Source organism: Nocardia sp. NPDC004123, assembly GCF_053603795.1.
In genome coordinates, this window is sequence record NZ_JBSGGG010000017.1 from 181,643 (window position 1) to 207,349 (window position 25,707).

Consider the following 25,707-nt stretch of genomic DNA (forward strand, 5'->3'; position numbering starts at 1 on the left):
CCGGCTATCGAGCGGCCTTGTGCTGGTGCGCGATTCGATAGCGGCCGGGGGTGGTGCCGACGAGGGCCGTGAAAGCGGTGATGAAGCCGCTGGGATTCGACCACCCGCACGCGTGCGCGACCTGCGTCGTGTCATGGCCGTCGGCGAGGAGGACGAGGGCGTGATAGACCCGGACCTGGGTGCGCCACTCGTAGAAGGTCATGCCGAGTTCGTTGCGGAACAGCCGGCTCAGGGTGCGGGAGCCGGCTCCGGCCGCCCGGCCGAGATCCGCCAATGAGCTGTTGTCCCCGGGATTTTCGTACAGCATCCGCGCAAGGGCCTGCAACCGATCATCGCGGGGCTCCGGCAGTTGCAGTGGCTGCTCGCGCGCTTCGCGCAGTTCGTCGACGAGGACACGTTGCAGGCGGGCGCGCGCGGCGCGGTCGTGCTCGCGGGTGCCGGTGAGCGCGAGCACGATTTCGCGGGCCAGGTCGGAGGCCAGGAACACGGCGGGATGGTCCGGTATCAGCCCGGCGAGCGCGGGCGGCAGGAAGACGATCCGCATGTCGGTGTGGCCGTGCGCGCGGTGGTAGTGCGTGAATCCCGCTGGCGTCCAGGCGATTCGATTGGCCGGGACGATCGAGGTGCCGCGTTCGGTGTGCACCGACAGCACGCCGCGCGCCGCGTACACCAGGTGCCCACGCGAATGGGAATCGGCCGAACTCGCCGCGCCCGACGACCAGAGGTGGGCTCCGCCGGACGGCCACAGCCGCGACTCGAGAGGTTGGCGGCTATCGGGCATAGCTTGGCATTCTATCGGTAGCCCGCCAGCCTGCCGGTCGTCGACAGTGGATGCATGAACACGATGACGCGAGTGAATACGACTATGCGAGCAGCGATCTGCGGCCGGGCCGGCGACCCCGAGGTTCTGGACATCCGCGAGCTGCCGATCCCCGAGGTCCGGGAGGGCTGGAGCTTGGTGCAGGTGAAGGGCGCGGGCCTCAACCGGTCGGAGCTGCGGACCCGCCAGGGACACTCCCCCAGCGTGCGCTTCCCGCGGGTACTCGGCATCGAATGCGTCGGAATCATCGCCGCCTCCACCGATCCCGCGCTTCCGGAGGGCACGACCGTCGCCGCGGTCATGGGCGAGATGGGCCGCGATTTCGACGGCGGCTACGCCGAGTACGCCCTCCTGCCGAACTCCCTCCTGATGCCGATCACCACCACCCTGCCGTGGGAGATCCTGGCCGCCCTCCCCGAGTCCTACCTGACCGCCCAGGGCTCGCTCGACGCGCTGGGAATCGAGCCGGACACCAAGGGCCGGTTGCTGATTCGCGGCGGCACCTCCTCGGTGGGCATGGCCGCCGCGTCGATCGCCGTCGGCCACGGCCTCGAGACCGCGACAACGACGCGGCAGCCCAGCAGGATCGACGCCCTGCGCGCGACCGGCGTCGACCATGTGCTCATCGACGACGGCGAATCACTGGCCGCGAGCGTGCACGCCATCTGGCCCGACGGCCCGGACTACGTCCTGGACCTGGTCGGCGCCCGCACCGCGGTGGACTCGCTCCACCTGGTCCGGCGCGGCGGCACGGTCTGTGTGTCGGGCTCGCTCAGCGGATGGCTCATCTCCGATTTCGAACCGATCGCGATGATCCCCTCCGGCACCAGACTCACGGCCTTCCACAGCAAGAACCGCGAGGGCGGCGCGGGAACGCCTGTGCTGCAACGGATCATCCACGACATCGAATCAGGCGCCTACCACCCCACCATCGACCGCATCTTCCGCCTCGACGAGATCGCCGCCGCCCATCGATACATGGAAAACAACCAGGCCACCGGCAAAGTCGTGATGCTGCCCTGAGCCGCCGCGCACCGATGTTCAGGCAGGCTGCCAGCGCTCGATCCGATTCCCCTCCCGGATCGGTCACCCAGCCGCACGTCCACACCATTCAGTCGCCGCTGGGGCAAGATGCCTGGCATGAAGGTGATCCTCTTCGGAGCGACCGGCATGATCGGGCACGGGGTTCTCAACGAGTGCCTGCGCGACGCTCGGGTCGAGCAGGTCCTCGCCGTCGGGCGCAGCTCGCTCGGTGTCGAGAACCCCAAGCTGCGCGAGCTGGTCCAGCCCGACCCGTCCGATCTCTCCGCGATCGCCGGCGAGCTACCTGAGTTCGACGCCTGCTTCTTCTGCCTCGGTGTTTCCTCCGTCGGCATGAAAGAGGAGGACTACCGCCGGATCACCTATGACCTGACCCTGAAGGTCGGTCGCACGCTGGCGGCCGGGAACCCGAAGCTGACATTCGTCTACGTCTCCGGCCAGGGCACCGACAGCAGCGAGAAGGGCCGCTCGATGTGGGCGCGAGTGAAGGGAAAGACCGAGAACGACCTGCTCGCACTTCCCTTCCAGGCGTACATGTTCCGCCCCGGATTCGTCCAGCCCATGGACGGCGTGATCTCCAAGACCCCGCTGTATCGCGCCGCGTACGCGGTCACAGGCCCACTGATCCCGCTGCTGAAGCGGCTGGCCCCGAACGCGTTCAACGACAATCGCGAAATCGGTCGCGCCATGATCACCATCGCAGCCTCCGGAGCGGACAGCCACGTCCTCACGCCCCGGCAGATCTCCGCGCACGCCAGGTCGTAACGGAGAGCGTCAGCCCTGACCAGTTGCCTCGCGAGGCCACGACTTCGGCGGTCGACGACGCCCTCGATCCGACCGCCGCCATGTCACCGGCGGCGGTGTGCCGGATCAGCTGTTGCACTCCGTGGTCACGATGCGCCATTCGTCGTGCGTGCCGACCGCGCTGCCGACGGGCGGTAGGCCCGAGGGCCCGGTCGGCAGCGCCACACCCGACCGGTCGTCAGCGGAAGCCGCCGTAGGGCACCGTGATGATCTCCAGTCCGTGGCCGTCGGGGTCGTTCCAATAGAGGCCGCGCCCACCGTCATGGGTGTTGATCTCGCCCTCGAGGGTGTGGTGGGGGTCGGCCCACCAGGTGAGGCCGCGGTCCTTGATACGGGCGTGAATGGCGTCGAACTCTGGCTCGGAGACCAGGAAGGCGTAGTGCTGGGGGTGCGGGATGCCGCCGCCGTCGGCGAAGTCGAGGGAGACGTCGTTGTCGAGGACGACCATGAGGAACGGTCCGGCGACGACGGGGGCGGGGAGGCCGAGGATGTCGGCGTAGAAGTGGGATGACACCTGCTTGTCCGAGCAGCGGACGATGGTGTGGTTGAGGTGAACACTCACAGTGCTTCTCCTGATCGTGTTGTGCCGGGCGCCGCCACCGCCGCCTCCGCCGGGCGGGAGCCTTGCGCATCTCCGGCATGGTCAACCCGATGGCGGCCACACAGCAATTCTGGCAGGTCCGCGTCCGCTCTCGACGCCTCCGAATCCTCGACCACCGCGCCGGCGGCCCGCGACGACATCGCCTGGGTCGCGGTGACCACCGCCTGTCGACGCTGATCCGCACCCGAACCAAGGAGCGGCCGAGTACGGAACGCGGACCGTTCGACACGGGTAATCAGCGAAAGTGGATGCTTGTCGAGTCGCGCTGGGCAGCGCGGTGGACGGGTGTTCGTCTCCGACAACGCGGCGGCGAGGAGCGTCTGATGTGCGTCTGCACGTACTCCGCGCATGAAGTTCCCGAAATCCATGCGAGAGACCGTCAATTCAGTCATTTCTTAGCCTCGCTATCTGGGAAATGTCCGCCACGGACGCCGCCGAGACGGACTTTCATCGCATTTCGTGAAATGTCAGCGAGGGACTCACTCCGGCAACACGTTTGGATGTCTACTTATCACAGAGCGTCAGCAAATCAGATTCGACCGCAGGTTCATTCGCAATCCGAAGAAACAGTGGGAGTCGTAATGCCTTGGGATGCTTGGGTTTTGTCGCTGATGACCGTTTTGGGCGGAATATTGCTCGCCGCTTGCCTCGTCGAAGACATCAGGAGCTCCGCTCGCCGCGCACGGGCGGGGCGGCACCGTGCGGAGCGGCGACAGGCGAGGAGCTGAGCCCCGGCGATGACGCCGGACACGCCACAGCCGGAGGTAGTCGGCTACCTCCGGCCGGGCGGGTCAGGAGGGTTGTGAGCCGTTGGGCGAGCCGCCCGCGTGGGCGAACTCGGTCAACTGGCCGGCGAGAGCATCCGGGACGCGGGCGTGGACCCGGGTGCCGGACTCCTCGTGTTCGGAGCTGAGGATCTTGCCGTCGGCGTGGATGCGGGCGAGCAGGTCGCCGCGGGTGTACGGCAGCAGCACGCTGACCTCGACATCCAGGCCGCCGAGGATCTGGCCCAGGAGGTCACGGAGCTGGTCGAGACCCTCGCCGGTGCGGGCCGAGACGAAGGCCGCGTCCGGCAGCCAGCCGCGCAGCTGGGTCAGCTCCAGCGGTTCGAGCGCGTCGATCTTGTTGACCACCAGGAACTCCGGCGGCGCGGGCAGCTTGGACTCGCGCAGCACGTCGGTGATGACCTCGCGGACCGCCTTGATCTGCTGATCCGGCAGCGGGTCGGAGCCGTCGACCACGTGCAGCAGCAGGTCGGCGCCCGTCACCTCTTCCAGGGTGGACCGGAACGCCTCGACCAGCTGGGTGGGCAGGTGACGCACGAAACCGACGGTGTCGGTGAACACCACTTCGCGGCCGTCCTCCAGGGCGGCGCGGCGGGTGGTCGGATCCAGGGTGGCGAACAGCGCGTCCTGCACCAGGATTCCGGCATCGGTCAGCGCGTTCATCAGCGACGACTTGCCCGCGTTGGTGTAGCCGACAATGGCCACCTGCGGGATGCTGCTCTCCGAACGCTTGGCGCGCTTGGTGTCGCGGGCGGTCTTCATCTCGCGAATCTCGCGGCGCAGCTTGGCCATTCGCTCACGAATGCGGCGACGGTCGGTCTCGATCTTGGTCTCACCGGGACCACGCAGACCCACACCGCCATTGCTGCCGGCGCGACCACCGGCCTGCCGGGACATGGACTCACCCCAGCCGCGCAGCCGCGGCAGCATGTACTCCATCTGCGCGAGCGAGACCTGCGCCTTGCCTTCGCGCGAGGTGGCGTGCTGGGCGAAGATGTCCAGGATCAGCGCGGTGCGGTCGATGACCTTCACCTTCACGACCTTCTCCAGCGCGGTCAGCTGCGCGGGGGTCAGTTCACCGTCGCAGATGACGGTGTCGGCGCCGGACTCGAGAACGATGGCGCGTAGCTCCTCGGCCTTGCCGGAGCCGATATAGGTGGATTTGTCGGGGCGGTCACGACGCTGGATCATCGCGTCGAGCACCTCCGAACCGGCGGTCTCGGCCAGCGCGGCCAGCTCGGCCATGCTCGCCTCGGCCTGCGTGGCCGTACCCTCGGTCCAGACGCCGACCAGCACCACGCGCTCCAGGCGCAGCTGCCGGTACTCGACCTCGGTGACGTCGGTGAGTTCGGTGGACAGACCCGCGACACGGCGCAGGGCGCTGCGGTCCTCGAGCTGCAGTTCACCTACCGTCGGCGCGGCCGACCAGCCGTTGCGGCCGGTCTCGGGGGCGTCGTTGATCTCCTCGTCGAGGTCTTCGGCGGGAGTGAACTCATACGTTTCTGGCTTACTCATACACCTCCATGTTCCCACGTCCCAACGAACGACCGCACTCGGTTATTTCGCGGCGAAGCGTTCCCCGGCTCGCGAGATGACATCGTCGAGGACTTCGCGGGAGCGCAGCAGCTCGGCGATGGTGCGGTCGATGCGATCGCGTTCGGCAACCAACTCGTCGACGAGCTCGGGCGTGGCTCGCTCGTTGGCGCCCCCGTCGGTGTCGCGCATGCAGGGCAGGATCTCGAAGATCTTCTTGCTGTTGAGGCCGGCGGCGAAGAGCTCCTGGATGTGGATGACGCGGTCGACGGCGAGGTCCGGATAGTCGCGCTGGCCGCCGGGGGTGCGGGCGGCGACGAGCAGGCCCTGCTCCTCGTAGTAGCGCAGCGATCGTTCGCTCACGCCGGTGCGTCTGGCCAGCTCACCGATTCGCATGCGGCACTCCGGATTCCGAGGCTTGCACCTCACATCAATGTCAGGTTCTACCTTACGGTCATGACGAACACGGACCTCTTCAGCACCGGCCGGATCGGCCACCTGGAACTCCCGAACCGGCTGGTCATGGCCCCTATGACCCGCAATCGCGCCGCAGCCGACGGGACCCCCACCGAGCTCATGGCGACCTACTACACGCAGCGCGCGGGAGCGGGACTGATCATCGCCGAAGCGGCCACCCCGAACCCGGCCGGGCTGACCTACCCGAACATCCCGGCCCTCTACACCGATTCGCACCTCGCCGGCTGGCGGCGCGTCACCGACTCGGTGCGGGCCGCGGGCGGGCGGATGTTCCTGCAACTCCAGCACGGCGGGCGGGTCGGGCACCCGGACAACAGCGGACTGACCCCGGTCGCACCGTCGCCGATCCCACTGCCGGAGACCATCCACACACCGTCCGGCCGGCAGGAGGCGGTGACTCCGCACGAGCTCACCGAGGACGAAATCCAGGACACCATCGCCGATTTCGCGACGGCCGCCCGCAAGGCGGTGGCCGCCGGATTCGAGGGCGTCGAGATCCACAGCGCCAACGGCTATCTGCTGCACCAGTTCCTGTCGGGCAATACCAATCACCGCACCGACGCGTACGGCGGCTCGATCGAGAACCGGATCCGGTTCACCCTCGAGGTGGTGGACGCGGTGATCGCGGCCATCGGCGCGGAGCGGGTCGGGGTGCGGATCGCACCCGGCGTCACCGTCAACGGCATCGCCGAAACCGATACCGGCGAGCTGTACCCGGCACTGGTCGCGGCGCTGGCGCAGCGCCATCCGGCCTACCTGCACGTGGTGTTCGCGGACCCGGAAAGCACGCTCTTCCAGCAGATTCGGAGCTTGTGGCCGACCACGCTGATCGCCAATCCGAACCTCGGCTGGGGCGTCCCGCTGCCCGCCGACGGCGGCGCCGCCGCGGCCCGTGCGCTGCTCGCCGCGGGCGCGGACCTGGTGTCACTGGGCCGGTCGTTCCTGGCCAACCCGGATCTGGTGGACCGCCTGCGGATCGGTGCGCCACTGAACCCGGTGCGCGACGCACACCTGATGTATGTCGGCGGCGCAGAGGGCTACACCGACTACCCGGCACTCGAATCCGCCGCCGACGCGGCGCTCAGCAGCACCGCGGCGTGATCAGCGGGTCAGGCGTCCTGCCACCACTTGGCCGCAATGCGGCCCGTCGCCACCAGCTCCGACGGGCCGCGCAGCCAGGCCGCCCCGTTCTCGATACCGACGGTCACCACGCCACCGGGAATGCGGACCTTCACATGCCCGACATCGGAGGCCAGGTCGAAGCCGTCGCGGGCCAGGGCGGCGGCCGCCGCGGCCACGGTTCCCGTTCCACAGGAGCGGGTTTCGCCGACACCGCGCTCGTAGACGCGCATGTCGACGCCCCGCTCACCGTCCGAGCCGACGGCCAGCGCGGTGAGGATCTCGACGTTCACGCCGTTCGGGAACAGGGTGTGGTCGAAGCCCGGCAGCTGCTCGAGGTTCAGTTCCGCGAGCGAAGCCGTGGTCAGCTCCGGGTCCACGCAGGCCAGGTGCGGATTGCCGACATCGATGCCGAGGCCGGTGAATTCGCGTCCGCTCACGGTCGCGGTCGAGATGCCGAGCGTCTTCACCCGGCCCATGGCCACGGTCACCTCGCCGTGCACGGGATCGGCGTGGTGCACCACCACCGGCCGCGCGCCAGCGCGCGAACCGACCACGAATTCCGCACTCTGCTCCATCCCGGTCGCGACCAGGTAATGCGCGAACACGCGCACCCCGTTGCCGCACATCTCGGCGATGGATCCGTCCGCATTGCGGTAGTCCATGAACCAGTCCCCGGCGCTGACGCCCTCGGGCAGCGCGGCCAGCACGCCGGTTTCGATCAGCGCGCCCGCGCGCGCGACCCGCAGCACCCCGTCCGCGCCGAGCCCGCGCTGCCGGTCGCACAGCGCGGCGACCCGGGACGGCGTGAGCTCCAGCCACGCGTCCGGGTCCGGCAGCACCACGAAATCGTTCTGGGTGCCGTGGCCCTTGCTGAATTCGATGTCAGCGGCGCTGTTCTCGGTCGTCATAGTCCTCACCGTAGCGCCCGGCGCTGCCGGGATATTTCGTAGAGGGCCACCGCGGCCGCCGAGGGCGCACCGAGGGTGCCGTCGGTCGGGATGCAGATCAGCTCGTCGCACACCTGCCGCCAGCCGGGCGCGAGCGATTCGCTCTCGTCACCCAGGACCAGGACGGTGCCGCCGTCGAACTCGGCGTCGTCGAGGGCAAGGCCGCCGTGGTCGTCACTGCCGACGAGACGGGTGGCGACGCCGCGGGCCCGCTGCCGGTCCCGGAACGCGCCCACCTGCGCCGGGCCCGAGGCGCGCAGCACGGGGACGGCGAAGAGCGCACCGTCGGAGGCACGCACGCTCTGCGGGTCGTAGTGGTCGACGCCGGAACCGGTCACGATCACCCCGCCCACCCCGAACGCCGCCGCCGAACGGATGAGCGCCCCCAGCCGGATCGCCGACGCGGGCCGGTCGATGACCACCACGGTGGCCGGATCCTCCGGCGTGCCCGGCGCGAAATCCTCCAGCTCGGGCCGCTGGGTCACCGCCACCGCCACCAGTTCCGGCACCGGCTCACTGGGTTCGGCCAGCCCGGCCATCACCTCCGGCACCAGCCCGACACTGGGCACGCCACTGGAATCGAGCACCTGCCGCGCCCACGGTGACGGCTCGGGTAGCCGGTACACGAGAGTCTCCAGCGGCCAACGGCATTCGAGGGCGCGGCTGATGGGCCGCATGCCCTGCACCAGGAATCGATTGTCCCGGATCCGGGCGGCACGGGTGGTCAGGTAGGCCTGCCACACCTGAACCGCCGCGGTGCGAGTGTTCGCGCGACGCGTCACTGGGGTTCCTGTTCGTCCCTCATCGATGAGGAGTTGACGAGGGCCAGCGCGGTGTCCGCCAAAGCGGGATCCGCGCCGTCCACCCATCGCACCCGCTGGTCTCGACGGAACCACGAACGTTGTCGCCGGACATAGCGCCGGGTGCCGATGAAGGTGCGCTCCTGAGCTTCGTTCAGCTCGTATTCGTTGTCCAGGAAATCGAGGACTTGCGCGTAACCGATGGCGCGCCGGGCGGTTTGGCCGTGGCGCAGGCCCAGCGCGACGAGGCCCTCGACCTCCTCGACGAGACCGGATTCGAACATGGTCGCGGTGCGCACCTCGATGCGGGCGTCCAATTCGGCCGTGTCGCGGTCGACGCCGATAATGAGCGTCCCCCACCGTGGTTCACCGATCTGAGGCGCCGAGGCGGCGAACGGCTCACCGGTCAGCTCCACCACCTCCAGCGCACGCACCATGCGGCGGCCGTCGGTGGGCAGGATGGTCTGCGCGGCCACGGGGTCGGCCCGCTTCAATGCCTCGTGCACGGCGACGGTGCCGCGATCGGCCAGCACCGCCTCCCATTTGGCGCGGATCTCCGGGTCGGTGGCCGGAAAATCCCAATCGTCCAGCAGCGCTTGGACATACATCATGGAGCCGCCGACGATGACCGGGGTGCGCCCGCGCGCCATGATGGCCTCCACATCGGCGCGGGCCGCCGTCTGATACGAGGCGACGGTGGCGGTTTCGGTGATGTCGAGGACGTCGAGCTGGTGGTGCGGGATGCCGCGGCGTTCGGGCACCGGCAGTTTGGCGGTGCCGATGTCCATGCCGCGGTAGAGCTGCATGGCGTCGATATTGACGATCTCGCCGTCGAGCCGCTGCGCCAGATCCAGGGCCAGATCGGATTTCCCGGTGGCGGTGGGGCCGACCACGGCGATGGGCCGGGTCATGTGACGGCTCCGCCGGGTTCACGCGGACGCCACACGCTGACGTGGTAGGCGACGCCGAACGGGGCTGCGGCGTAGAGGGTTTCGACGTCGGGGTCGGCGGGATCGGTGGCGAACAGCCCGGCCAGCACCTGGTAGGCGGGACGGCCCTGCACCTCGATCTCGGCGCACAGGCGCGTGTCCAGGGCGGCCAGGGCCTGCCGGTCCCCCGCGCTCAGCGCCCGGTCGATGGCCTCCTGCACGCCCGCGGCGCGCTCGTCCAGATACCGGGGGGCCTTGAGCGACAGGGTTGCCGCGCCGTCGCCGACGACCAGCACGGCGATCGATTCCGGCTCGGCGTCCAGGTCGGCCCGCAGCTGCCGGCCGAAGCTCAGGCTCTCGTCGGCGGAGGCATCGGCCGAGATCAGACGACATTCGGCGGTGGCCTCCGGCGCGACCTGCTCGCGCAGCCAGCCCGCGATCAGAGCCGGCAGCGGCAGCATCGGGTCCGCGACACGCTCGGCAACCACCCCAGACAAACCGACACACAGGTCCACCCCGTATCCCCGGAATGTGCCCACCGCATCGGATCCGATCACACGGCCGGAATCGCGGCCGCCGGAACCCTCCTCCGGCTCCGCCACGCCGACCACGATCCACCGCGACGCGCGGGCCGCCAACTCCCCCACGGCCCGCAACACCGCAGCTCGCAGCTCCGCGACCGTTCCTTCGGCCGACGCACCGGCCGCGCCCCCGAGTTCGGGCACCAGCACGGGCGGCGAAGGGACCAGTGACGCAACACAGAACACGCCGACAACCGTAGCGCTAACGCACCTCACCAGCCCCACCCCCACCGATCGCCGCGCCGCCGAAGCGGGCTCAAAGACAGCATTTCCCATCTCAGCCTGGTTGAATGGGATGAGCTAGACCGATGAGCTAGGGCGTAACCAGGCAGCCGTGACGCGCGGCAGGGACGAGGAGCAATGACCGACAACAACGGAAACGAGAAGGCTACCCACCCGGAGTCGACCCCGACGCCCAAGCCCGGCGCGCCGATGCCCACCCCGAGCGAGGGCGCCGAGCCATCACCGGCGGCCGCCACCGCACCCCGTCCTGGGGGCCCGCGCCGCAAACCCGAATCCCCCAAACCCCATGCCGTCAAGCCCACGCCCGGCGCGGCGGCACACCATCCGCATCCGGTCGTCGTACCGAGCGTGAGCGACCCTAGCCAGTGGGGACGGGTCGACGACGACGGCACCGCCTGGGTGAAGACCGCCGACGGCGAACGTGTCATCGGCTCCTGGCAGGCCGGTGACGCCGCCGAGGGTCTGGCCCACTTCGGCCGCCGCTACGACGATCTGGCCACCGAGGTCGCCTTGCTCGAGGCCCGACTTGCCGCCGGCACCGATGCCCGCAAGACCAAGACCGCCGCCACTGCGATTGCCGAAACATTGCCAACGGCCGCGGTCATCGGCGATATCGATGGGTTGACGGCCCGGCTGCAGGCCATCATCGAACACTCCGACGAAGCGGCCGCGCACGCCAAGGAGGAGAAGGAACGCACCCGGCACGAGCAAACCGAGCGCAAAGAAGCCCTGGCCGCCGAGGCCGAGCAGATCGCCAACGACTCCACCCAGTGGAAGGTCGCCGGTGACCGGCTGCGGGAGATCCTGGACGAGTGGAAGACCATTCGCGGCGTGGACCGCAAGGTCGACGACGCGCTGTGGCGTCGCTTCTCCAAGGCCCGCGAGGCCTTCAACCGCCGCCGCGGCGCTCACTTCGCCGAACTCGACCGGGAGCGTGCCGCCGCCAAGGGCCGTAAGGAAGAGCTCTGTGTCCGCGCCGAGGAGCTGTCGGGTTCGACCGACTGGTCCGGCACCGCGGCCGTCTTCCGCGACCTGCTGACCGAGTGGAAGGCCGCCGGCCGCGCCCCGCGCGAGGCCGACGAGCAGCTGTGGCGTCGGTTCAAGGCCGCGCAGGACGTCTTCTTCGCCGCCCGCAATGCCGCCGCCAGCGAACGCGACCACGAGTTCGAGGAGAACGCGTCCGCCAAGGAAGCGCTGCTGCACGCCTACGAGCACATCAAACCCGATGCCGACCTGGACACTGCCCGCAGCGCCCTGCGCGAGCTGCAGGAGAAGTGGGACGCCATCGGCAAGGTCCCGCGCGAGCGCATGCACGATCTGGAATCGCGCCTGCGCGCCATCGAGAAGAAGGTCCGCGAGGCCGTCGACGCCCAGTGGCGCCGCACCGACCCCGAGGCCATGGCCCGCGCCGCCCAATTCCGCGAGCGCGTCGCCCAGTTCGAGGAGCAGGCCGCCAAGGCCCAGGCCGCCGGCAAGACCCGCGACGCGGAGAAGGCCCTGGAGCAGGCCAAGCAGTGGCGCGAGTGGGCCGAGGCCGCCGAGGGCGCGGTCAGCCAGCGCTGAGCCGACCGCCTGGGTTCCCTTGTCGCCCAGGCGATCAGCACTCCGGGTGCGGTCGTGATCAGGCTCGGTGCATCGCACCGAGTCGCGAAGAGCTGATCGCGCACCCGGTGACCACCGGCACGGCCGGCCCTGAACTCCCCCCGGCGAGCCGATGCCGGATCTGGTTGTGGCCCACCATGGTTGGTGCGCTGGCACGGCCATCCTCGGCCGGGGCTTCAGTTGAGGTGGGCCGGGGCGGGTTCGGTGACGATCTCGTGGCGGGTGGGGCGGTGCGAGCGGCGGTATTCACTCGGGGGGAGGCCTACTTCGCGGTTGAAGTGGGTGCGGAGGTTGGCGGCGGTGCCGAGGCCGCAGCGGGCGGCGACGACGTCGACGGGGAGGTCGGTGAGTTCGAGGAGTTCGCGGGCTCGGATCAGGCGTTGGGTGAGCAGCCACTGGAGCGGGGTGCCGCCGAGTTCGGCGTGGAAACGGCGGGCCAGGGTGCGCTCGCTGAGGTTGGCATGGCCGGCGAGGTCCGCGACGGTCAAGGGGTGTTCGAGATTGGCGAGGGCCCATTCGAGGGTGGTGGCGAGGCCGGTGTCGGTGGGCTGGGCGGGCACCGGGGACTGCAGGTATTGGGCCTGGCCGCCGGCGCGGTGCGGGGACACGACCAGGTAGCGGGCGGCGGCATTGGCGGCCCCGGCGCCGAGGTCCCTGCGGATCAGGTGGATGCACAGGTCCATGCCGGCCATGGTGCCGGCGCTGGTGAGGATGCGGCCGTCGTCGATGTAGAGCACGCCGGGGTCGATGTCGAGGTGGGGGTGGCGCTCGCGCAGGGCGGCGATGTGCCGCCAGTGGGTGGTCATGCGGCGGCCGTCGAGCAGGCCCGCGGCGGCCAGCACGAAGGCGCCGGTGCACAGGGAGGCGATGCGGGCGCCGCGCTGGTAGGCGGTGCGGACCGCCTCGACCAGGTCGGCGGGCGGGTCCTCGCGGACGTTCGGGGTGGACGGGACGATCACGGTGTCGGCACTGATCAGATCGTCGTAGTCGTGATCGGTCAAGGCCACGAAGGGATCTCGCAGCGTGGCGTGCTGGGTGTCGCGCGGGCCGCAGAGCTGGAAGTCGTACCAGGCGGCGGGGTCGACGCCGAGGGGCGGCTCGTAGAAGACCTGGTACGGGATGGCCACCTCGAAGATCGGCATGCCGGGTGCGACGGCGACGGCCAGGGTTCCGGGACCGGTCGATTCCATGACTCGAATCTAGCGCCGCGTCGTGTCAGAAATCTAGCGCAGTGTGGCATTCCTGCCACTCGTGGATCGTGCCGCTGCTTCGCATAGTCGAAGACATGACCACGACGACCGACGCCACAACCGCACTCCCCCAACCGGATACGGCTCCCGACCCGCGCCGATGGCGGGTGCTGGCGATTGCCGCGATCGCCCAGTACCTGGCCATCCTGGATCTGTTCGCGGTCATCGTCGCCTTCCCTGCGCTACAGCAGTCCTTCGGCCATGCCTCGACCGGCGCGGTGTCGTGGACACTGAACGCGTACACCATCGTCATGGCCGCCCTGCTGGTTCCGGCCGGCCGGTTCGCCGACGACACCGGCCGCAAACGCGGATTCCTGCTCGGCATAGCGCTTTTCGGGCTGGCGTCCATCGCCTGCGGTCTCGCTCCGAACCTGGCCGTTCTGATCGTGGCCCGCGTGCTGCAGGCCGCGGCCGCCGCTCTGCTCATCCCGACCGGGCTCGGCCTGGTGCTGCCGGTGTTCCCGAAGCGCGAGCACGCCACGGTCATGGGCATCTGGACCGCGATCGCCGCGGCGGGCGGCGCGAGCGGCCCGGTCATCGGCGGACTGCTGCTGCAGGCCGGCTGGCGCTGGATCTTCCTGCTGAACGTGCCGTTCACGGTGGTGGCCTGCGCCTTCGGGCTGCGCGTGCTGCCCGATATCCAGCAGCGCGCCCACCGGCGGCTGGACCTGCTGGGCGCGGCGCTGATCCTCGGGGCCACCGCCGCCTTCACCACGGTGTTCGTGCAGGCCACCGACTGGGGCTACACCGCCCCGGGCACCCTGGGCTGCCTGGTCGCCGCCCTCGCCCTGACGGCCCTGTTCGTCCGCCACGTCCGCCGCCACCCCGACCCGGTGGTGAGCCCGATCGTGTTGCGGCACCGCCTGTTCCGCACCGCCGCCCTCGGCGTCTTCTGCTACTACCTGGCCTTCGCCGCCATGATCCTGGAGGCCACGCTGTTCATGACCGAGGAGTGGCGGTATTCGACCCTGCGCGCCAGCCTGGGCGTGGCGGCCATGCCGATCAGCTGCCTGCTGCTGTCGCCGCTGTCCGGCCGCTTCGTCGCGCTGGTCGGGGCGCGCGCCTCGGCGGCGCTGGGCGGGGCGGCCATCGCGCTGGGCTGCGCCTGGTGGGTGCTGGCCAGCGGCTTCTCGAATTCCTATGCGGTGGTGATGGTTCCGGGCGCGATCCTGGCCGGGGCCAGCACCGCGCTGCTGCAACCGCCGCTGTTCGGCGCCTCGACCCTGCTGCCCGCCGACCAGATCTCGCTCGGCTCCGGCACCCTGATGATGGCCCGCCAGACCAGTTCCGCCCTCGGCGTCGCCATCCTGACCGCCATCCTCGGCGACGCCGCCCACCGCACCATGACCGAGTTCCGCGCAGGCTGGCTGTACATGGTGGCGGCGGGCCTGGCGGCCATGGTCGCCGGACTCGCCTACCGCCCCGACCGCGCCGCCGCCTGACCTCACCCGCGAATACGAAAAAGGCCCGGTGGCAACCACATTCGGTTGCCGCCGGGCCTCTGGGTCGATTGCTCAGTCCTCGCCGAAGAGGCGACGGCGCTGCTGTTCCTCGGCCTTGGCCTCGGCCAGGCGGCGCTGTTCCTCGGCGGCCAGCTGCACGGAGGTGCGCGCCCACACCACCCGGACCCAGTGGAAGGTCAGCACGATGATGGCGATGGTGGCCACGATCAGGCCGATGCCCGGGCCCGCACCGTGGTAGTTGCCGAGGCCCGGGGTCTGGCGGTGCCAGATGGACAGCACGCCGAACACGCTGCCGATGGCCGACCCCGCGACCGCGATCCAGGCCAGCAGCCAGCGGCGGGTGATGAGCGCCAGCACCGAGAACCCGATGCCGAACACCACGACGAACCAGACGAAGACCCGCGAGGGCAGGCCGATGTGGTCGGCCTGGGCGACCGTGTCGTACAGCAGCACGTCGAAGCCGCGGGTCTTGCCCGCGTGCGGCAGCACCAGCGAGGCGAGCAGCACGAACACCGAACCGGCCACGACCATGGCGCGCACGCCCGGGTCGATTTCGCCGGCGATCTTGCGTTCGACGGCCTCGAGGTCCGCGCGGAACTGCTCGAAGTCCTGACTGTTCTCGGCGGCCTGCATGCTCTCCTCGTTCGCCTCGGGCGTCGGTTCCGACGCCGGTTCCGATTGTGCTGCTTCGTCTTCCGGATGCTCCGGCCGGTCACGAGGCTCGTCCGGGCCGGTGGGCTGCTGCTCGGTCATACCACTCGAGATCCTTGCTGACGGCTAGCGCTCCCGCGCCGGGATGTGGTCAGGCGGTGTGCGAGGAGTACCCGTGACGGATCGATCCCTCGCACGTACCCCAGCGATCCTGCCCTATGACGCTGCGTAGTTGACAGCGACCCCACCATTCGCCGCCCGAGGTGGCGCCGACCGGCGCGGTAGCCGCGGGCCGGACTACTCGCCGCAGGCCGGGCCGCAGCCCGCGGCCGCGGTCTCCACCACGACCGGCGCGCCGATGCTCGGCAGGCCCAGGCCGACGCCGATCGGCGCGGTCTTGGGCGTAACGCCACGCTCATGGGCGTCCCCGGCATGGGTGCGGCGGTGGGTGCGCACCTCGCCGTCGGCGATCAGGTAGTGCGGTGCCGCACCGGTGACATCGACGGTGATCACATCGCCGGGCCGAATCTCGTTGCCGGGAGCCGGATCCACCGGCGGGCGGAAGTGCACGAGCCGGCCGTCGCGGGCGCGACCGGACATGCGCGCGGTCTTGTCGTTCTTCTTGCCCGCGCCCTCGGCGACCAGCAGCTCGACGGTCGAGCCGATGAGCGCCTGATTGCCCTCCAGCGAAATCTGCTCCTGCAGCGCGATGAGCCGGTCGTACCGTTCCTGCACGACCTCCTTCGGCAGCTGATCGGGCATGGTCGCCGCGGGCGTGCCGGGCCGGATGGAGTACTGGAAGGTGAAGGCGCTGGTGAAACGCGCCTGCCGCACCACATCCAGGGTGGCCTGGAAGTCCTCCTCGGTCTCGCCCGGGAAGCCGACGATGATGTCGGTGGTGATGGCGGCGTGCGGCATGGCCGCGCGCACCTTCTCGATGATGCCGAGGAACTTGGCGCTGCGGTACGAGCGGCGCATGGCCTTGAGCACACGGTCCGAACCGGACTGCAGCGGCATGTGCAGCTGCGGGCAGACGTTCGGCGTCTCGGCCATGGCCTCGATGACGTCGTCGGTGAACTCGGCCGGGTGCGGGGAGGTGAAGCGCACCCGCTCGAGACCCTCGATATTTCCGGCGGCGCGCAGCAGTTTCGCGAAGGCGCCGCGGTCGCGCGGCTCCTCCGGATCGGCGAAGGAGACGCCGTAGGAGTTGACGTTCTGACCCAGCAGCGTCACCTCGAGCACGCCCTGCTCGACCAGTGCCTGTACCTCGGCGAGCACGTCGCCCGGACGCCGGTCCACCTCCTTGCCGCGCAACGCCGGAACGATGCAGAACGTGCAGGTGTTGTTGCAGCCCACCGAGATCGACACCCAGCCCGCGTACGCCGACTCGCGCTTGGCGGGCAGCGTCGACGGGAACGCCTCCAGCGATTCGATGATCTCGACCTGGGCCTGCTCGTTGTGGCGGGCCCGCTCCAGCAGCACCGGCAGCGAACCGATGTTGTGGGTGCCGAACACCACATCCACCCAGGGCGCCTTCTTGACCACGGTGTCGCGGTCCTTCTGCGCCAGGCAGCCGCCGACGGCGATCTGCATGCCCGGGCGGTCGGCCTTGATGGGCGCGAGGTGCCCGAGGGTGCCGTACAGCTTGTTGTCGGCGTTCTCGCGCACCGCGCAGGTATTGAAGACGACCAGGTCAGCGGTATCGCCGGCCACGGCTTTGACGTAGCCGGCGTCCTCGAGCAGACCCGAGAGCCGCTCGGAGTCGTGCACGTTCATCTGGCAGCCGTAAGTGCGTACCTCGTAGGTCCGGGCCGGGGAATTCACCCAACCAGGGTAATAGGTGCCCGGCGCAGGCCATAAACCCCGTCCACGCCGGGTGACCCGGGTCCTCGTGGCGGACCTGTGATCGCCCGGGCAGGTCCGGCGGATGGTCATGGAATTGTCGGCGAATCATCGTCCGACCGGGCGACGGTGGTCTCAGCAGCATCAATCGCTGGTTACGCGGGGGTGTCGAGTCCTGCCACAGTTCGAGCCGCCCTGGCAAAGACGAGCATTTCGGGCACGACATGATTAGGGTCACTGGTCATGACCGACGTGGCCGATTCCATCAGCACTCCCGCGCCGATGATCTCGATGCGGAATGTGGACAAGCACTTCGGCTCGCTGCACGTATTGCGTGACATCAATCTCGAAGTGCCCAAAGGGCAGGTCGTGATCGTGGTGGGGCCCTCCGGCTCCGGCAAGTCGACCCTGTGCCGAACCATCAACCGGCTCGAGACCATCGACTCCGGTGAGATCGCCGTCGACGGCGTGAAACTGCCCGACGAGGGCAAGGCCCTCGCGAAGCTGCGCGCCGATGTGGGGATGGTGTTCCAGCAGTTCAACCTGTTCGCGCACAAGACAATTCTCGAGAACGTGATGCTGGCGCCGGTGAAGGTGCGGCGCGTCGACAAGACCCAGGCGCGCGCCCGGGCACTGGAACTACTCGACCGGGTGGGCATCGCCAATCAGGCCGACAAGTATCCGGCGCAGCTGTCGGGCGGTCAGCAGCAGCGCGTGGCCATCGCGCGGGCGCTGGCTATGAACCCCAAGGTGATGCTGTTCGACGAGCCGACCTCCGCGCTCGACCCGGAGATGGTGTCCGAGGTGCTCGAGGTCATGGTCGGGCTGGCCAAGGACGGCATGACCATGCTCGTCGTCACCCACGAGATGGGCTTCGCGCGGCGCGCGGGCAATCGGGTGCTGTTCATGGCCGACGGTCAGATCGTCGAGGACACCGAGCCCGAATCCTTCTTCACCGCACCGAAATCGGATCGCGCCAGGGACTTCCTGGGCAAGATCCTCTCCCACTGACTCCGCTCCACTAGGGAACACTCCCGCACTCCACGAGAGAACAGGACGTTCGATGAGGATCAACCACGCAATCCGGATCGCCGCCGGAGTGGCTGCCCTGGCGCTCGCCGTCACCGCATGCGGCGGCGGCAGCAACAAGACCGCCAGCCAGCACGCGGCCGACGGCAAACTCACCGTCGGCATCAAGTTCGACCAGCCGGGCCTGGGACTGCTCAACAAGGACGGCAGCTACAGCGGTTTCGACGTCGACGTCGCCAAGTACGTGGCCGACAAGATGGGCGTGAAGCCGGATAACATCACCTTCAAGGAATCGCCGTCGGCGCAGCGCGAGACGCTGATCCAGAACGGGCAGGTCGACTTCATCGTCGCCACCTACTCCATCACCGACGCCCGCAAGCAGAAGGTCGACTTCGCGGGCCCGTACTTCGTGACCGGGCAGTCGCTGCTGGTGCGGTCGGACAACACCGACGTCACCGGGCCGGAATCGCTGACCGGCAACAAGAAGCTGTGCTCGGTCAAGGGCTCCACCCCGGCGCAGAACGTGAAGGACAAGTACGCCAAGGAAGTTCAGCTGCAGGAGTACGACACCTACTCGCTGTGTGTGGAGGCGCTGAAGTCGGGCGCGGTGGACGCGGTCACCACCGACGACATCATCCTGCGCGGTTACGCGGCACAGTCGCCGGGCGCGCTGAAGGTGGTCGGCAAGACCTTCTCCGTCGAGAACTACGGCATCGGCGTGAAGAAGGGCGACACCGAATCGCGCGGCAAGATCAACGACGCCATCGATGCCATGATCACCTCCGGCGCGTGGAAGGCGGCGCTGGAGAAGGAATTCGGCAGCACCGGCTTCCAGATCCCGGAACCGCCCAAGGTCGACCGGTACTGATTCGCGGGCGCGCCAGGTGATTTCACGTCTCGCGAAATCACCCGGCGTGCTTCGTCTTCCGATCGGAGGAATGGGGCAGTCGTGTTCGACTTGATCTCCAACTATCACACCAAACTGCTCGACGCGTTCTGGGTGACGATCAAACTGACGCTGTATTCGGCGTTCTTCGCGCTGATTCTCGGCACCATCGTGGCGGCCATGCGGGTGTCACCGATGCCGATCGCACGCTCGATCGGCGCACTGTACGTCAACATCATTCGCAACACGCCGCTCACGCTGATCATCGTGTTCTGCTCGCTGGGCCTGTACCAGACCCTGGGGTGGCGACTGGCGGCCGAGGGGCCGAACAGCATCGCGGAGAACAGTTTTCGCTTCGCCATCGTCGGATTGAGTGTCTACACAGCGGCTTTCGTGTGCGAATCGCTGCGGGCCGGCATCAATACGGTGCCGTTCGGGCAGTCGGAGGCGGGGCGTTCGCTGGGACTCACCTTCGGGCAGAACCTGCGGCTCGTGGTGCTGCCGCAGGCGTTCCGGGCGGTCATCGCACCACTGGGCAGTGTGTTCATCGCCCTGACCAAGAACTCGACCATCGCCTCGGCCATCGGCGTCGGTGAGGCCGCGCTGCTCATGTCGGAGATGAACGAGAACGAGGCGGCGCCGCTGAGTGTCGGCGCCATCTTCGCGCTCGGGTTCGTGATCCTGACATTGCCGACCGGTCTGTTCTTCGGTTGGCTGGCCAAGCGATTCGAGGTGGCGCGATGACCGCGTCCGTGCTCTACGACGCGCCGGGACCCCGCGCGCGCCTGCGCTACCGCATCTACTCGGTCGTCGTCATCGCGGCCGCGATCGCGGCGGTCTGGTTCGTCTATCACGGCCTGGCCGACAAGGGGCAGTTCACCGCCGACAAGTGGAAGCCCTTCACCGAGGGCGATACCTGGCGCACCTACCTCCTGCCGGGTCTGCGCGGCACACTCGAGGCGGCGGCGCTGTCGATCGTGCTGGCGCTGATCCTCGGAATGGTGTTCGGCATTCTGCGGCTGTCGGACCATCGCGCGGTGCGCTGGTTCGCCGGTGTGATGGTGGAGATCTCGCGGGCCATTCCCGTGCTGATCCTGATGCTGTTCCTGTTCACCCTGTTCGCCCAGCAGAACGTCTTCCCCTCCGACCAGCTGGCCCTCGCGGCCGCGGTGGCGGCGCTGACCATCTACAACGGATCGGTCATCGCCGAGATCGTGCGCTCGGGCATCCGGGCGCTGCCCCGGGGACAGACCGAGGCCGCCGTCGCCCTGGGCATGCGCAAAACCCAGGTAATGGTGACGATCCTGCTGCCGCAGGCCGTCACCGCCATGCTGCCGGCGCTCATCTCGCAGATGGTGGTGGCGCTGAAGGACTCCGCGCTGGCCTACCAGATCACCTATCTGGAAATCGTGCGCAGAGGCACGCAGCTCGGTGCGGCGGAAAAGAATCCGATCCCGTCGCTGATCGTGGTGGCCATCATCATGATCGTCATCAACTACGCGCTGACCGTGATCGCCACCCGGGTCGAGAAGTGGCTGCGCACCCGCAAACGCGGCTCCCGGGCCGTGCTCGCGGCGGGCGCCGTCACCCCTCCCCCGGGCATGGATGTCGTCATGGTGGACCAGTCCGCGCCCGGCGTGATCGGCGACGCGCGGTCGGGGAACTGACCTCGGACCCCGGTTCGGGAGCCGTGACTCCCGAACCGGGACAGGGCATTCCGGGAATGCTCAGCCGACCCGGGGACAATTGCTCCATCCAGCTCGCATACTGGTCTTCATGAACGAAGACGACAGCGCTCGAAGAGAATTCGTCTTCGGGCTGTTCCTGACCACCATCGTCACCCCCCTCCTCGCCGGCCTCACCGCCTTCGCCGCCGTCATCGGCGCGCTCGCCATCCACGAGGCCGCAGGCCGCCTCCTGGCCTCCCGCCGCGACAAACCACCCCGCCCATCCGCACCCCACATGTCCACCCCCCGCGCCCTCCGCCACACCAACCACCGCCACACCCGCCGCGCCCTCTCCACCCGCCGCCCGGGCGGCGTCCTGCACTGAAGGCTGTACGTACGGCATCCTCGAGCGTGACGATCCCGAATCCAGTTGTTTTCGCCCTCGTGTACCCCTCGTATCTGTAGTCGTGCTTCGTGGTGGTTTCAGGTCACAGTGATCACATGTGTGAGGGCGTGAGTACGGGGCTGTCGATTCGGCTCGGAACTCGCTCGTGGGGGCGATTGAACCGGTTCAGGGGCCGGCGCGTATTCCTCGGTGGGACGGGCAGACAGGTTGTTTCATCAACCGGCTTCATCACACGAAGTGGGACGTCATGACCACCAACGTCACCGATAGCAACGTCAAGGATCCGGGCAAGAATATCGATTCCATCGGGGTCGATGTGGGGCTGCTGGTGTTACGGGTGTTCTTCGGGGGGTTGTTGTTCGTGCACGGCAGCCAGAAACTGTTCGGGTGGTTCAATGGCGCGGGCTGGCACCAGACCACCACTGGGTTCGAGAAGATGGGGTATCACCCTGGCAAGGTGTTCGGCACGCTGGCGGGGCTGTGTGAATTCACCGGCGGCGCGCTGCTGTTCCTCGGGCTGTTCACGCCGCTCGCGGCGGCGATCGCCATCGGCACCATGATCAACGCGATGAATGTGACCTGGCCCCACGGGCTGATGGGTTACGAGAGTGCCCTGCTGTTCGCCGTGGCAGCGCTGACGCTGGCGATCGCCGGGCCGGGCCGATTCTCCCTCGACTACAACCGGCCATGGGCACGCCGCGGCGTCATATGGGGCGCCGCCGCCCTCGCCCTCGCCGTGGTGGCCGCGGTGATCACCTTGGTCATCAAGTGGTCGGGATAGACGCCGAGCTCTCGGATCGAGCCGAGAGCGCAGTCAGGCATCGAATCCGTTGGCGGCCAGTTCGGATTTCACCACCGAGTAGGCGGTGGATTGGCTGAAACCGCGCCGGGCCAGGAGGCCGACCAGACGGCGGATGGCCTTGTCGCGGTCCAGGTCTCGGGGCAGGGTGCGGAGTTTGGCGCGCACCAGTTCGGCGGCACGATCCTGCTCGTTCTCTGGCGAGTCGGTCTCTGACGCCGACTCTTCGGAGTCGCTCTCGCCGAGGGCGCGACCGCCCAGCACGGCCCTGCCACGCGGCCCGGCCTTTGCGCGACGCATCGGCGATGAGGTCATGCGGTCGGAGTTCTCGTCCTGGCTGTCGGAATTCTGCTCACGACGAGCGCCGGTCCGCTCGCTCATGTGAAGTGCGCCCGACGCTGCGAGCTCCGCCGCCACCACCTGATACGCGGTGCCGGGACTGTAGCCGCGCCGCGCGAGCATGGCGACCAGGCGACTCATGGCCTTGTCGCGGTCCAGGTCCGGGGACAGCGTGGTCAGCTTCCGGCGCACCAGCTCCCCGGCGCGGGCATTCTCGTCCTCGGCGGTCACTGACTCGAGTGCCGGTTCGGCATCCTCCGACGCAATGCCCTTGCGCCGCAATTCCTCGGCGAGGACCTTCTTGCCCTTACCCGAGTAGGTGTGCCGTGACCGCACCCACTGCTGCGCGAACGCCGCATCATCGATCAGCCCGACCTCGGTCAGCCGATCCAGCACCCGCTTCGCCACCGCAGCAGTGAAACCCCGATCCGCCAACCGATCCGCCAACTCGGCCCGGCTCCGAGCCCGATCGGTGAGCAACCGCAGGCAAACATCCTTCGCCTGCGCCTCGGTCCCCCCGCCCCCGGCACCGACCGATCCCCCCGGCTCCCCTCCGGATTCCGAACGCCCACGATCACGTCCGCGCCGCCGCCCACCCCGACCGAACTCCTCCCCGCGATCGGCCGAGACTTCCGAACCGACATCGGCCGAATTACCACGACCGCCGTCGTCCCGACCCCTCGACTCGCTTCCACCCCTTGACTCGTCCCCGCCGATCGACTCTTCCCCGCCGTGTCGCCGCCTGGCCCGACGACCTCGCCGATCCGATTGCGCGCCACCTCGTTCCGAGAAATCCGCTGCACGATCCGCGCCGAGTCCCCCACGCCCCTGCCCCGAGAGCTCACCCGGCTCGTTGTAGGAGTCCGCAAACGCCCGCTCGACCGAGGTTGAGCCGGATCCACGAGTGTTTCGACGACCGCGCTTCCCCGCGCTCGGCCCACCCCTCGCCGCTTTCGCAGCCACGACCGCATTCGCCTCGGCCAACGCGGCCCGCGCCGCCGCCAGCTTGTCCTCCGGAGTACCGCCGACCGAGTTCTGGGCCGTATCACCGGCATCCCCATCCACAGTCGCGGGCGTACAGTCACCGAGCCGGCGCTGGCCGGAGTCTGGCCCGGCGTCGAGTTCGTTCGGTCGAGCCTCGCGATGTGCCGCCCGACCGAGACGCGCGGAATCAGCGGCGTTCGCCTCGGCCGATTCGGCCCGCAGCGCGTCCTCCCGGCTTTCGGTGGCCGAGATCGGTTCCGCGGCTGGGTGGGTCGAAGCGGGTGGGACCGAGTCTTCGTGGATATATGCGGCAGAGTGGGTTCCGCCATCACCGGGGGCAGTGGGCGCTTCCTCTGGCCACTGCCCCCGGTGATGGCGGCGCCCGGTGGGCGAAAGGTAGTGAGGGCGGGAAGAATTCGAGGCCGCAGACTCGGGGCCGATCGCCGAGGCAGCAGGCGTGGGACCGATGACGGACGCGGCGGGGCCAGAGGGGTCGCCGGGCGGATAGTCCGGCGGCTCATGGTCTCGGCTCGGGTCGGCGGGTTCTGGCCGCGATGGCTCGGAGAGCTCCGGTCGGTGCGACGGGGGCGGCTCGGGTGTGGTGGTCGCATCGTCTGTGGTGCGCCAGGTGGAGTGATCGGTGTCCGGCGAATTGTCTTCGGGGACAGGGTGATAGGACGTGGCAGGGGCGGATGGGCCGTAGTTCCAGGTGCCGACGCCGGAGGTGTAGGGGTCGGCGGGGCCGAAGAGGTCGTGGCCGGGCTCGGGGGTTCGAGGCCTGGGAGCGCTGGGGCGGCGGCCGGCCTGGCGGGCGGCGGAGGACTCCAGTTGGCGGCGGAGGCGTTCCACCGCGTCCAGGCGTGCGGGCCCCGGCGAATCGGGCCGGGGCCCTTCGGGTTCCCGAGGGGTCATGGATCAGAAGTCGGCGGGAGCCTCTTCGGCGGTGACGTCCGCGCCGATGCCGAGCTTCTCCTTGATCTTCTTCTCGATCTCGTCGCGGACATCGGTGTTCTCGAGGAGGAACTTGCGGGCGTTCTCCTTGCCCTGGCCGAGCTGGTCGCCCTCGTAGGTGTACCAGGAGCCGGACTTGCGGATGAAGCCCTGATCGACACCCATGTCGATGATCGAGCCCTCCTTGGAGATGCCGATGCCGTAGAGGATGTCGAACTCGGCCTGCTTGAACGGCGGGCTCACCTTGTTCTTGACGACCTTGACGCGGGTGCGGTTACCGACCGCGTCCGAACCGTCCTTGAGGGTCTCGATACGGCGGACGTCCAGGCGGACCGAGGCGTAGAACTTCAGCGCCTTACCACCGGTGGTGGTCTCGGGGGAGCCGAACATGACGCCGATCTTCTCGCGCAGCTGGTTGATGAAGATGGCGGTGGTGCCGGAGTTGTTGAGCGCGCTGGTCATCTTGCGCAGCGCCTGGCTCATCAGGCGGGCCTGCAGACCGACGTGGCTGTCACCCATCTCGCCCTCGATCTCGGCGCGCGGCACCAGGGCGGCGACGGAGTCGATGACGATGATGTCGATGGCACCGGAACGTACCAGCATGTCGGCGATTTCGAGGGCCTGCTCACCGGTGTCCGGCTGCGAGACCAGCAGCGCATCGGTGTCGACACCCAGCTTGCGGGCGTAGTCGGGATCCAGCGCGTGCTCGGCGTCGATGAAGGCGGCGACACCGCCGGCGGCCTGCGCGTTGGCGACCGCGTGCAGGGCGACGGTGGTCTTACCCGAGGATTCCGGACCGTAGATCTCGACGATGCGGCCGCGCGGCAGGCCACCCAGGCCCAGCGCCACATCCAGCGCGATGGAGCCGGTCGGAATCACCGAGATGGGCTGACGCGCCTCTTCGCCCAGACGCATGACCGCGCCCTTGCCGAAGCTCTTCTCCACCTGCGCGAGCGCGAGCTCGAGCGCCTTGTCACGATCGAAAGCCTGTGGTGCCATCGTCTGATCCCCTTCTCAACGGGTGTGTCTCATGCTGTGGTTGGCGCCCACGTTAGAGGGCGGCACCGACAAGTTCCGACGACGAGCTTAGACGAACAGATGTTCGATGCAAGCGACGCGCTGAGCGACACGCGAAACACCTGGTGGCAAGCATTC

25 protein-coding genes and 1 pseudogene are annotated in these 25,707 nt (G+C 68.7%); 11 read left to right on the top strand and 15 right to left on the bottom strand.

What is annotated here, in order from left to right; all coding sequences use genetic code 11:
- Window positions 1-4 precede the first annotated feature (4 nt).
- Window positions 5-781, bottom strand: a complete 777-nt coding sequence (locus ACWEQQ_RS25505; RefSeq protein ID WP_452349952.1) for an AraC family transcriptional regulator — start codon at window positions 779-781, stop codon at window positions 5-7.
- 54 nt (window positions 782-835) lie between these two features.
- On the opposite strand from ACWEQQ_RS25505, the gene ACWEQQ_RS25510 reads away from it, so the two are divergent.
- Both ACWEQQ_RS25510 and ACWEQQ_RS25515 read left to right on the top strand, forming a co-directional pair.
- Window positions 836-1,843 carry a zinc-binding dehydrogenase gene (locus ACWEQQ_RS25510; RefSeq protein WP_452349953.1) on the top strand — a complete coding sequence of 336 codons (1,008 nt, stop codon included), beginning with the start codon at window positions 836-838 and terminating at the stop codon, window positions 1,841-1,843.
- A gap of 117 nt (window positions 1,844-1,960) precedes the next feature.
- On the top strand, window positions 1,961-2,626 hold the full coding sequence (locus ACWEQQ_RS25515) for an epimerase (RefSeq protein ID WP_452349954.1): 666 nt from the start codon (window positions 1,961-1,963) through the stop codon (window positions 2,624-2,626).
- A 217-nt stretch (window positions 2,627-2,843) separates the two neighbouring features.
- Here ACWEQQ_RS25515 and ACWEQQ_RS25520 read toward each other — a convergent pair whose 3' ends face one another.
- From ACWEQQ_RS25520 to ACWEQQ_RS25535, 4 genes are all read right to left on the bottom strand, one after another.
- Window positions 2,844-3,227: a VOC family protein gene (locus ACWEQQ_RS25520; RefSeq protein ID WP_452349955.1), complete on the bottom strand. Its 384-nt coding sequence runs from the start codon at window positions 3,225-3,227 to the stop codon at window positions 2,844-2,846.
- Window positions 3,224-3,658, bottom strand: coding sequence for a hypothetical protein (locus tag ACWEQQ_RS25525; protein ID WP_452349956.1), 435 nt, complete (start codon window positions 3,656-3,658; stop codon window positions 3,224-3,226). The genes ACWEQQ_RS25520 and ACWEQQ_RS25525 overlap by 4 nt, the downstream gene beginning before the upstream one ends.
- A gap of 399 nt (window positions 3,659-4,057) precedes the next feature.
- On the bottom strand, window positions 4,058-5,566 hold the full coding sequence (gene hflX / locus ACWEQQ_RS25530; protein ID WP_452349957.1) for a GTPase HflX: 1,509 nt from the start codon (window positions 5,564-5,566) through the stop codon (window positions 4,058-4,060).
- 42 nt (window positions 5,567-5,608) lie between these two features.
- Window positions 5,609-5,980 (bottom strand): MerR family transcriptional regulator, encoded by a 372-nt coding sequence (locus ACWEQQ_RS25535; protein ID WP_452349958.1) that lies wholly within the window; start codon window positions 5,978-5,980, stop codon window positions 5,609-5,611.
- Window positions 5,981-6,040: 60 nt separating this feature from the next.
- Between ACWEQQ_RS25535 and ACWEQQ_RS25540 the strand changes: the two genes are divergently transcribed.
- Window positions 6,041-7,162, top strand: a complete 1,122-nt coding sequence (locus ACWEQQ_RS25540) for an alkene reductase (RefSeq protein ID WP_452349959.1) — start codon at window positions 6,041-6,043, stop codon at window positions 7,160-7,162.
- Window positions 7,163-7,170: 8 nt separating this feature from the next.
- On the opposite strand, the gene dapF is transcribed toward ACWEQQ_RS25540, so the two are convergent.
- The 4 genes from dapF to ACWEQQ_RS25560 are packed head-to-tail and all read right to left on the bottom strand — an operon-like array spanning window position 7,171 to window position 10,626.
- The gene (gene dapF / locus ACWEQQ_RS25545; protein ID WP_452340390.1) at window positions 7,171-8,091 is read right to left on the bottom strand and encodes a diaminopimelate epimerase; all 921 of its coding nucleotides are present in this window, start codon (window positions 8,089-8,091) and stop codon (window positions 7,171-7,173) included.
- A 5-nt stretch (window positions 8,092-8,096) separates the two neighbouring features.
- Window positions 8,097-8,912 (bottom strand): TrmH family RNA methyltransferase, encoded by an 816-nt coding sequence (locus ACWEQQ_RS25550; RefSeq protein WP_452340391.1) that lies wholly within the window; start codon window positions 8,910-8,912, stop codon window positions 8,097-8,099.
- The gene (gene miaA, locus ACWEQQ_RS25555) at window positions 8,909-9,841 is read right to left on the bottom strand and encodes a tRNA (adenosine(37)-N6)-dimethylallyltransferase MiaA (RefSeq protein ID WP_452349960.1); all 933 of its coding nucleotides are present in this window, start codon (window positions 9,839-9,841) and stop codon (window positions 8,909-8,911) included. Before miaA ends, ACWEQQ_RS25550 begins: the two co-directional genes overlap by 4 nt.
- Window positions 9,838-10,626 (bottom strand): hypothetical protein, encoded by a 789-nt coding sequence (locus ACWEQQ_RS25560; RefSeq protein ID WP_452349961.1) that lies wholly within the window; start codon window positions 10,624-10,626, stop codon window positions 9,838-9,840. The genes miaA and ACWEQQ_RS25560 overlap by 4 nt, the downstream gene beginning before the upstream one ends.
- Window positions 10,627-10,800: 174 nt before the next feature.
- Between ACWEQQ_RS25560 and ACWEQQ_RS25565 the strand changes: the two genes are divergently transcribed.
- Window positions 10,801-12,246, top strand: a complete 1,446-nt coding sequence (locus ACWEQQ_RS25565) for a DUF349 domain-containing protein (RefSeq protein WP_452349962.1) — start codon at window positions 10,801-10,803, stop codon at window positions 12,244-12,246.
- A gap of 215 nt (window positions 12,247-12,461) precedes the next feature.
- Here ACWEQQ_RS25565 and ACWEQQ_RS25570 read toward each other — a convergent pair whose 3' ends face one another.
- Window positions 12,462-13,475: a GlxA family transcriptional regulator gene (locus ACWEQQ_RS25570; protein ID WP_452349963.1), complete on the bottom strand. Its 1,014-nt coding sequence runs from the start codon at window positions 13,473-13,475 to the stop codon at window positions 12,462-12,464.
- Between the two features lie 95 nt (window positions 13,476-13,570).
- Here ACWEQQ_RS25570 and ACWEQQ_RS25575 point away from each other — a divergent pair, with 95 nt between their 5' ends.
- A complete protein-coding gene (locus ACWEQQ_RS25575) occupies window positions 13,571-14,977 on the top strand; it encodes an MFS transporter (protein ID WP_452349964.1) in 1,407 nt (468 codons plus the stop codon).
- A gap of 72 nt (window positions 14,978-15,049) precedes the next feature.
- On the opposite strand, the gene ACWEQQ_RS25580 is transcribed toward ACWEQQ_RS25575, so the two are convergent.
- Entirely contained in the window at window positions 15,050-15,631 is a 582-nt protein-coding gene (locus ACWEQQ_RS25580; RefSeq protein ID WP_452340538.1) for an Rv2732c family membrane protein, read from the bottom strand.
- Window positions 15,632-15,946: 315 nt separating this feature from the next.
- Window positions 15,947-17,584, bottom strand: coding sequence for a tRNA (N6-isopentenyl adenosine(37)-C2)-methylthiotransferase MiaB (miaB, locus tag ACWEQQ_RS25585; RefSeq protein ID WP_452349965.1), 1,638 nt, complete (start codon window positions 17,582-17,584; stop codon window positions 15,947-15,949).
- A gap of 189 nt (window positions 17,585-17,773) precedes the next feature.
- Between miaB and ACWEQQ_RS25590 the strand changes: the two genes are divergently transcribed.
- From ACWEQQ_RS25590 to ACWEQQ_RS25615, 6 genes are all read left to right on the top strand, one after another.
- Window positions 17,774-18,502: an amino acid ABC transporter ATP-binding protein gene (locus tag ACWEQQ_RS25590; RefSeq protein WP_379398792.1), complete on the top strand. Its 729-nt coding sequence runs from the start codon at window positions 17,774-17,776 to the stop codon at window positions 18,500-18,502.
- 52 nt (window positions 18,503-18,554) lie between these two features.
- Complete coding sequence (locus ACWEQQ_RS25595) at window positions 18,555-19,388, top strand: glutamate ABC transporter substrate-binding protein (protein ID WP_452349966.1); 834 nt, start codon at window positions 18,555-18,557, stop codon at window positions 19,386-19,388.
- An 81-nt stretch (window positions 19,389-19,469) separates the two neighbouring features.
- Window positions 19,470-20,150, top strand: coding sequence for an amino acid ABC transporter permease (locus ACWEQQ_RS25600; protein ID WP_452349967.1), 681 nt, complete (start codon window positions 19,470-19,472; stop codon window positions 20,148-20,150).
- Window positions 20,147-21,073, top strand: a complete 927-nt coding sequence (locus ACWEQQ_RS25605; RefSeq protein WP_452349968.1) for an amino acid ABC transporter permease — start codon at window positions 20,147-20,149, stop codon at window positions 21,071-21,073. Before ACWEQQ_RS25600 ends, ACWEQQ_RS25605 begins: the two co-directional genes overlap by 4 nt.
- Before the next feature lie 109 nt (window positions 21,074-21,182).
- Window positions 21,183-21,458 carry a hypothetical protein gene (locus ACWEQQ_RS25610; RefSeq protein WP_452349969.1) on the top strand — a complete coding sequence of 92 codons (276 nt, stop codon included), beginning with the start codon at window positions 21,183-21,185 and terminating at the stop codon, window positions 21,456-21,458.
- A gap of 166 nt (window positions 21,459-21,624) precedes the next feature.
- Window positions 21,625-22,260, top strand: coding sequence for a DoxX family protein (locus ACWEQQ_RS25615; RefSeq protein ID WP_452349970.1), 636 nt, complete (start codon window positions 21,625-21,627; stop codon window positions 22,258-22,260).
- 33 nt (window positions 22,261-22,293) lie between these two features.
- Here ACWEQQ_RS25615 and ACWEQQ_RS25620 read toward each other — a convergent pair whose 3' ends face one another.
- The 3 genes and pseudogenes from ACWEQQ_RS25620 to recA form a co-directional block, all read right to left on the bottom strand.
- On the bottom strand, window positions 22,294-22,659 hold the full coding sequence (locus tag ACWEQQ_RS25620; RefSeq protein WP_452350008.1) for a hypothetical protein: 366 nt from the start codon (window positions 22,657-22,659) through the stop codon (window positions 22,294-22,296).
- A 6-nt stretch (window positions 22,660-22,665) separates the two neighbouring features.
- Window positions 22,666-23,142, bottom strand: a pseudogene (recX, locus tag ACWEQQ_RS25625) (recombination regulator RecX); the annotation flags it as partial.
- A gap of 1,374 nt (window positions 23,143-24,516) precedes the next feature.
- Entirely contained in the window at window positions 24,517-25,551 is a 1,035-nt protein-coding gene (gene recA / locus ACWEQQ_RS25630) for a recombinase RecA (protein WP_354839607.1), read from the bottom strand.
- Between the last annotated feature and the right edge of the window lie 156 nt (window positions 25,552-25,707).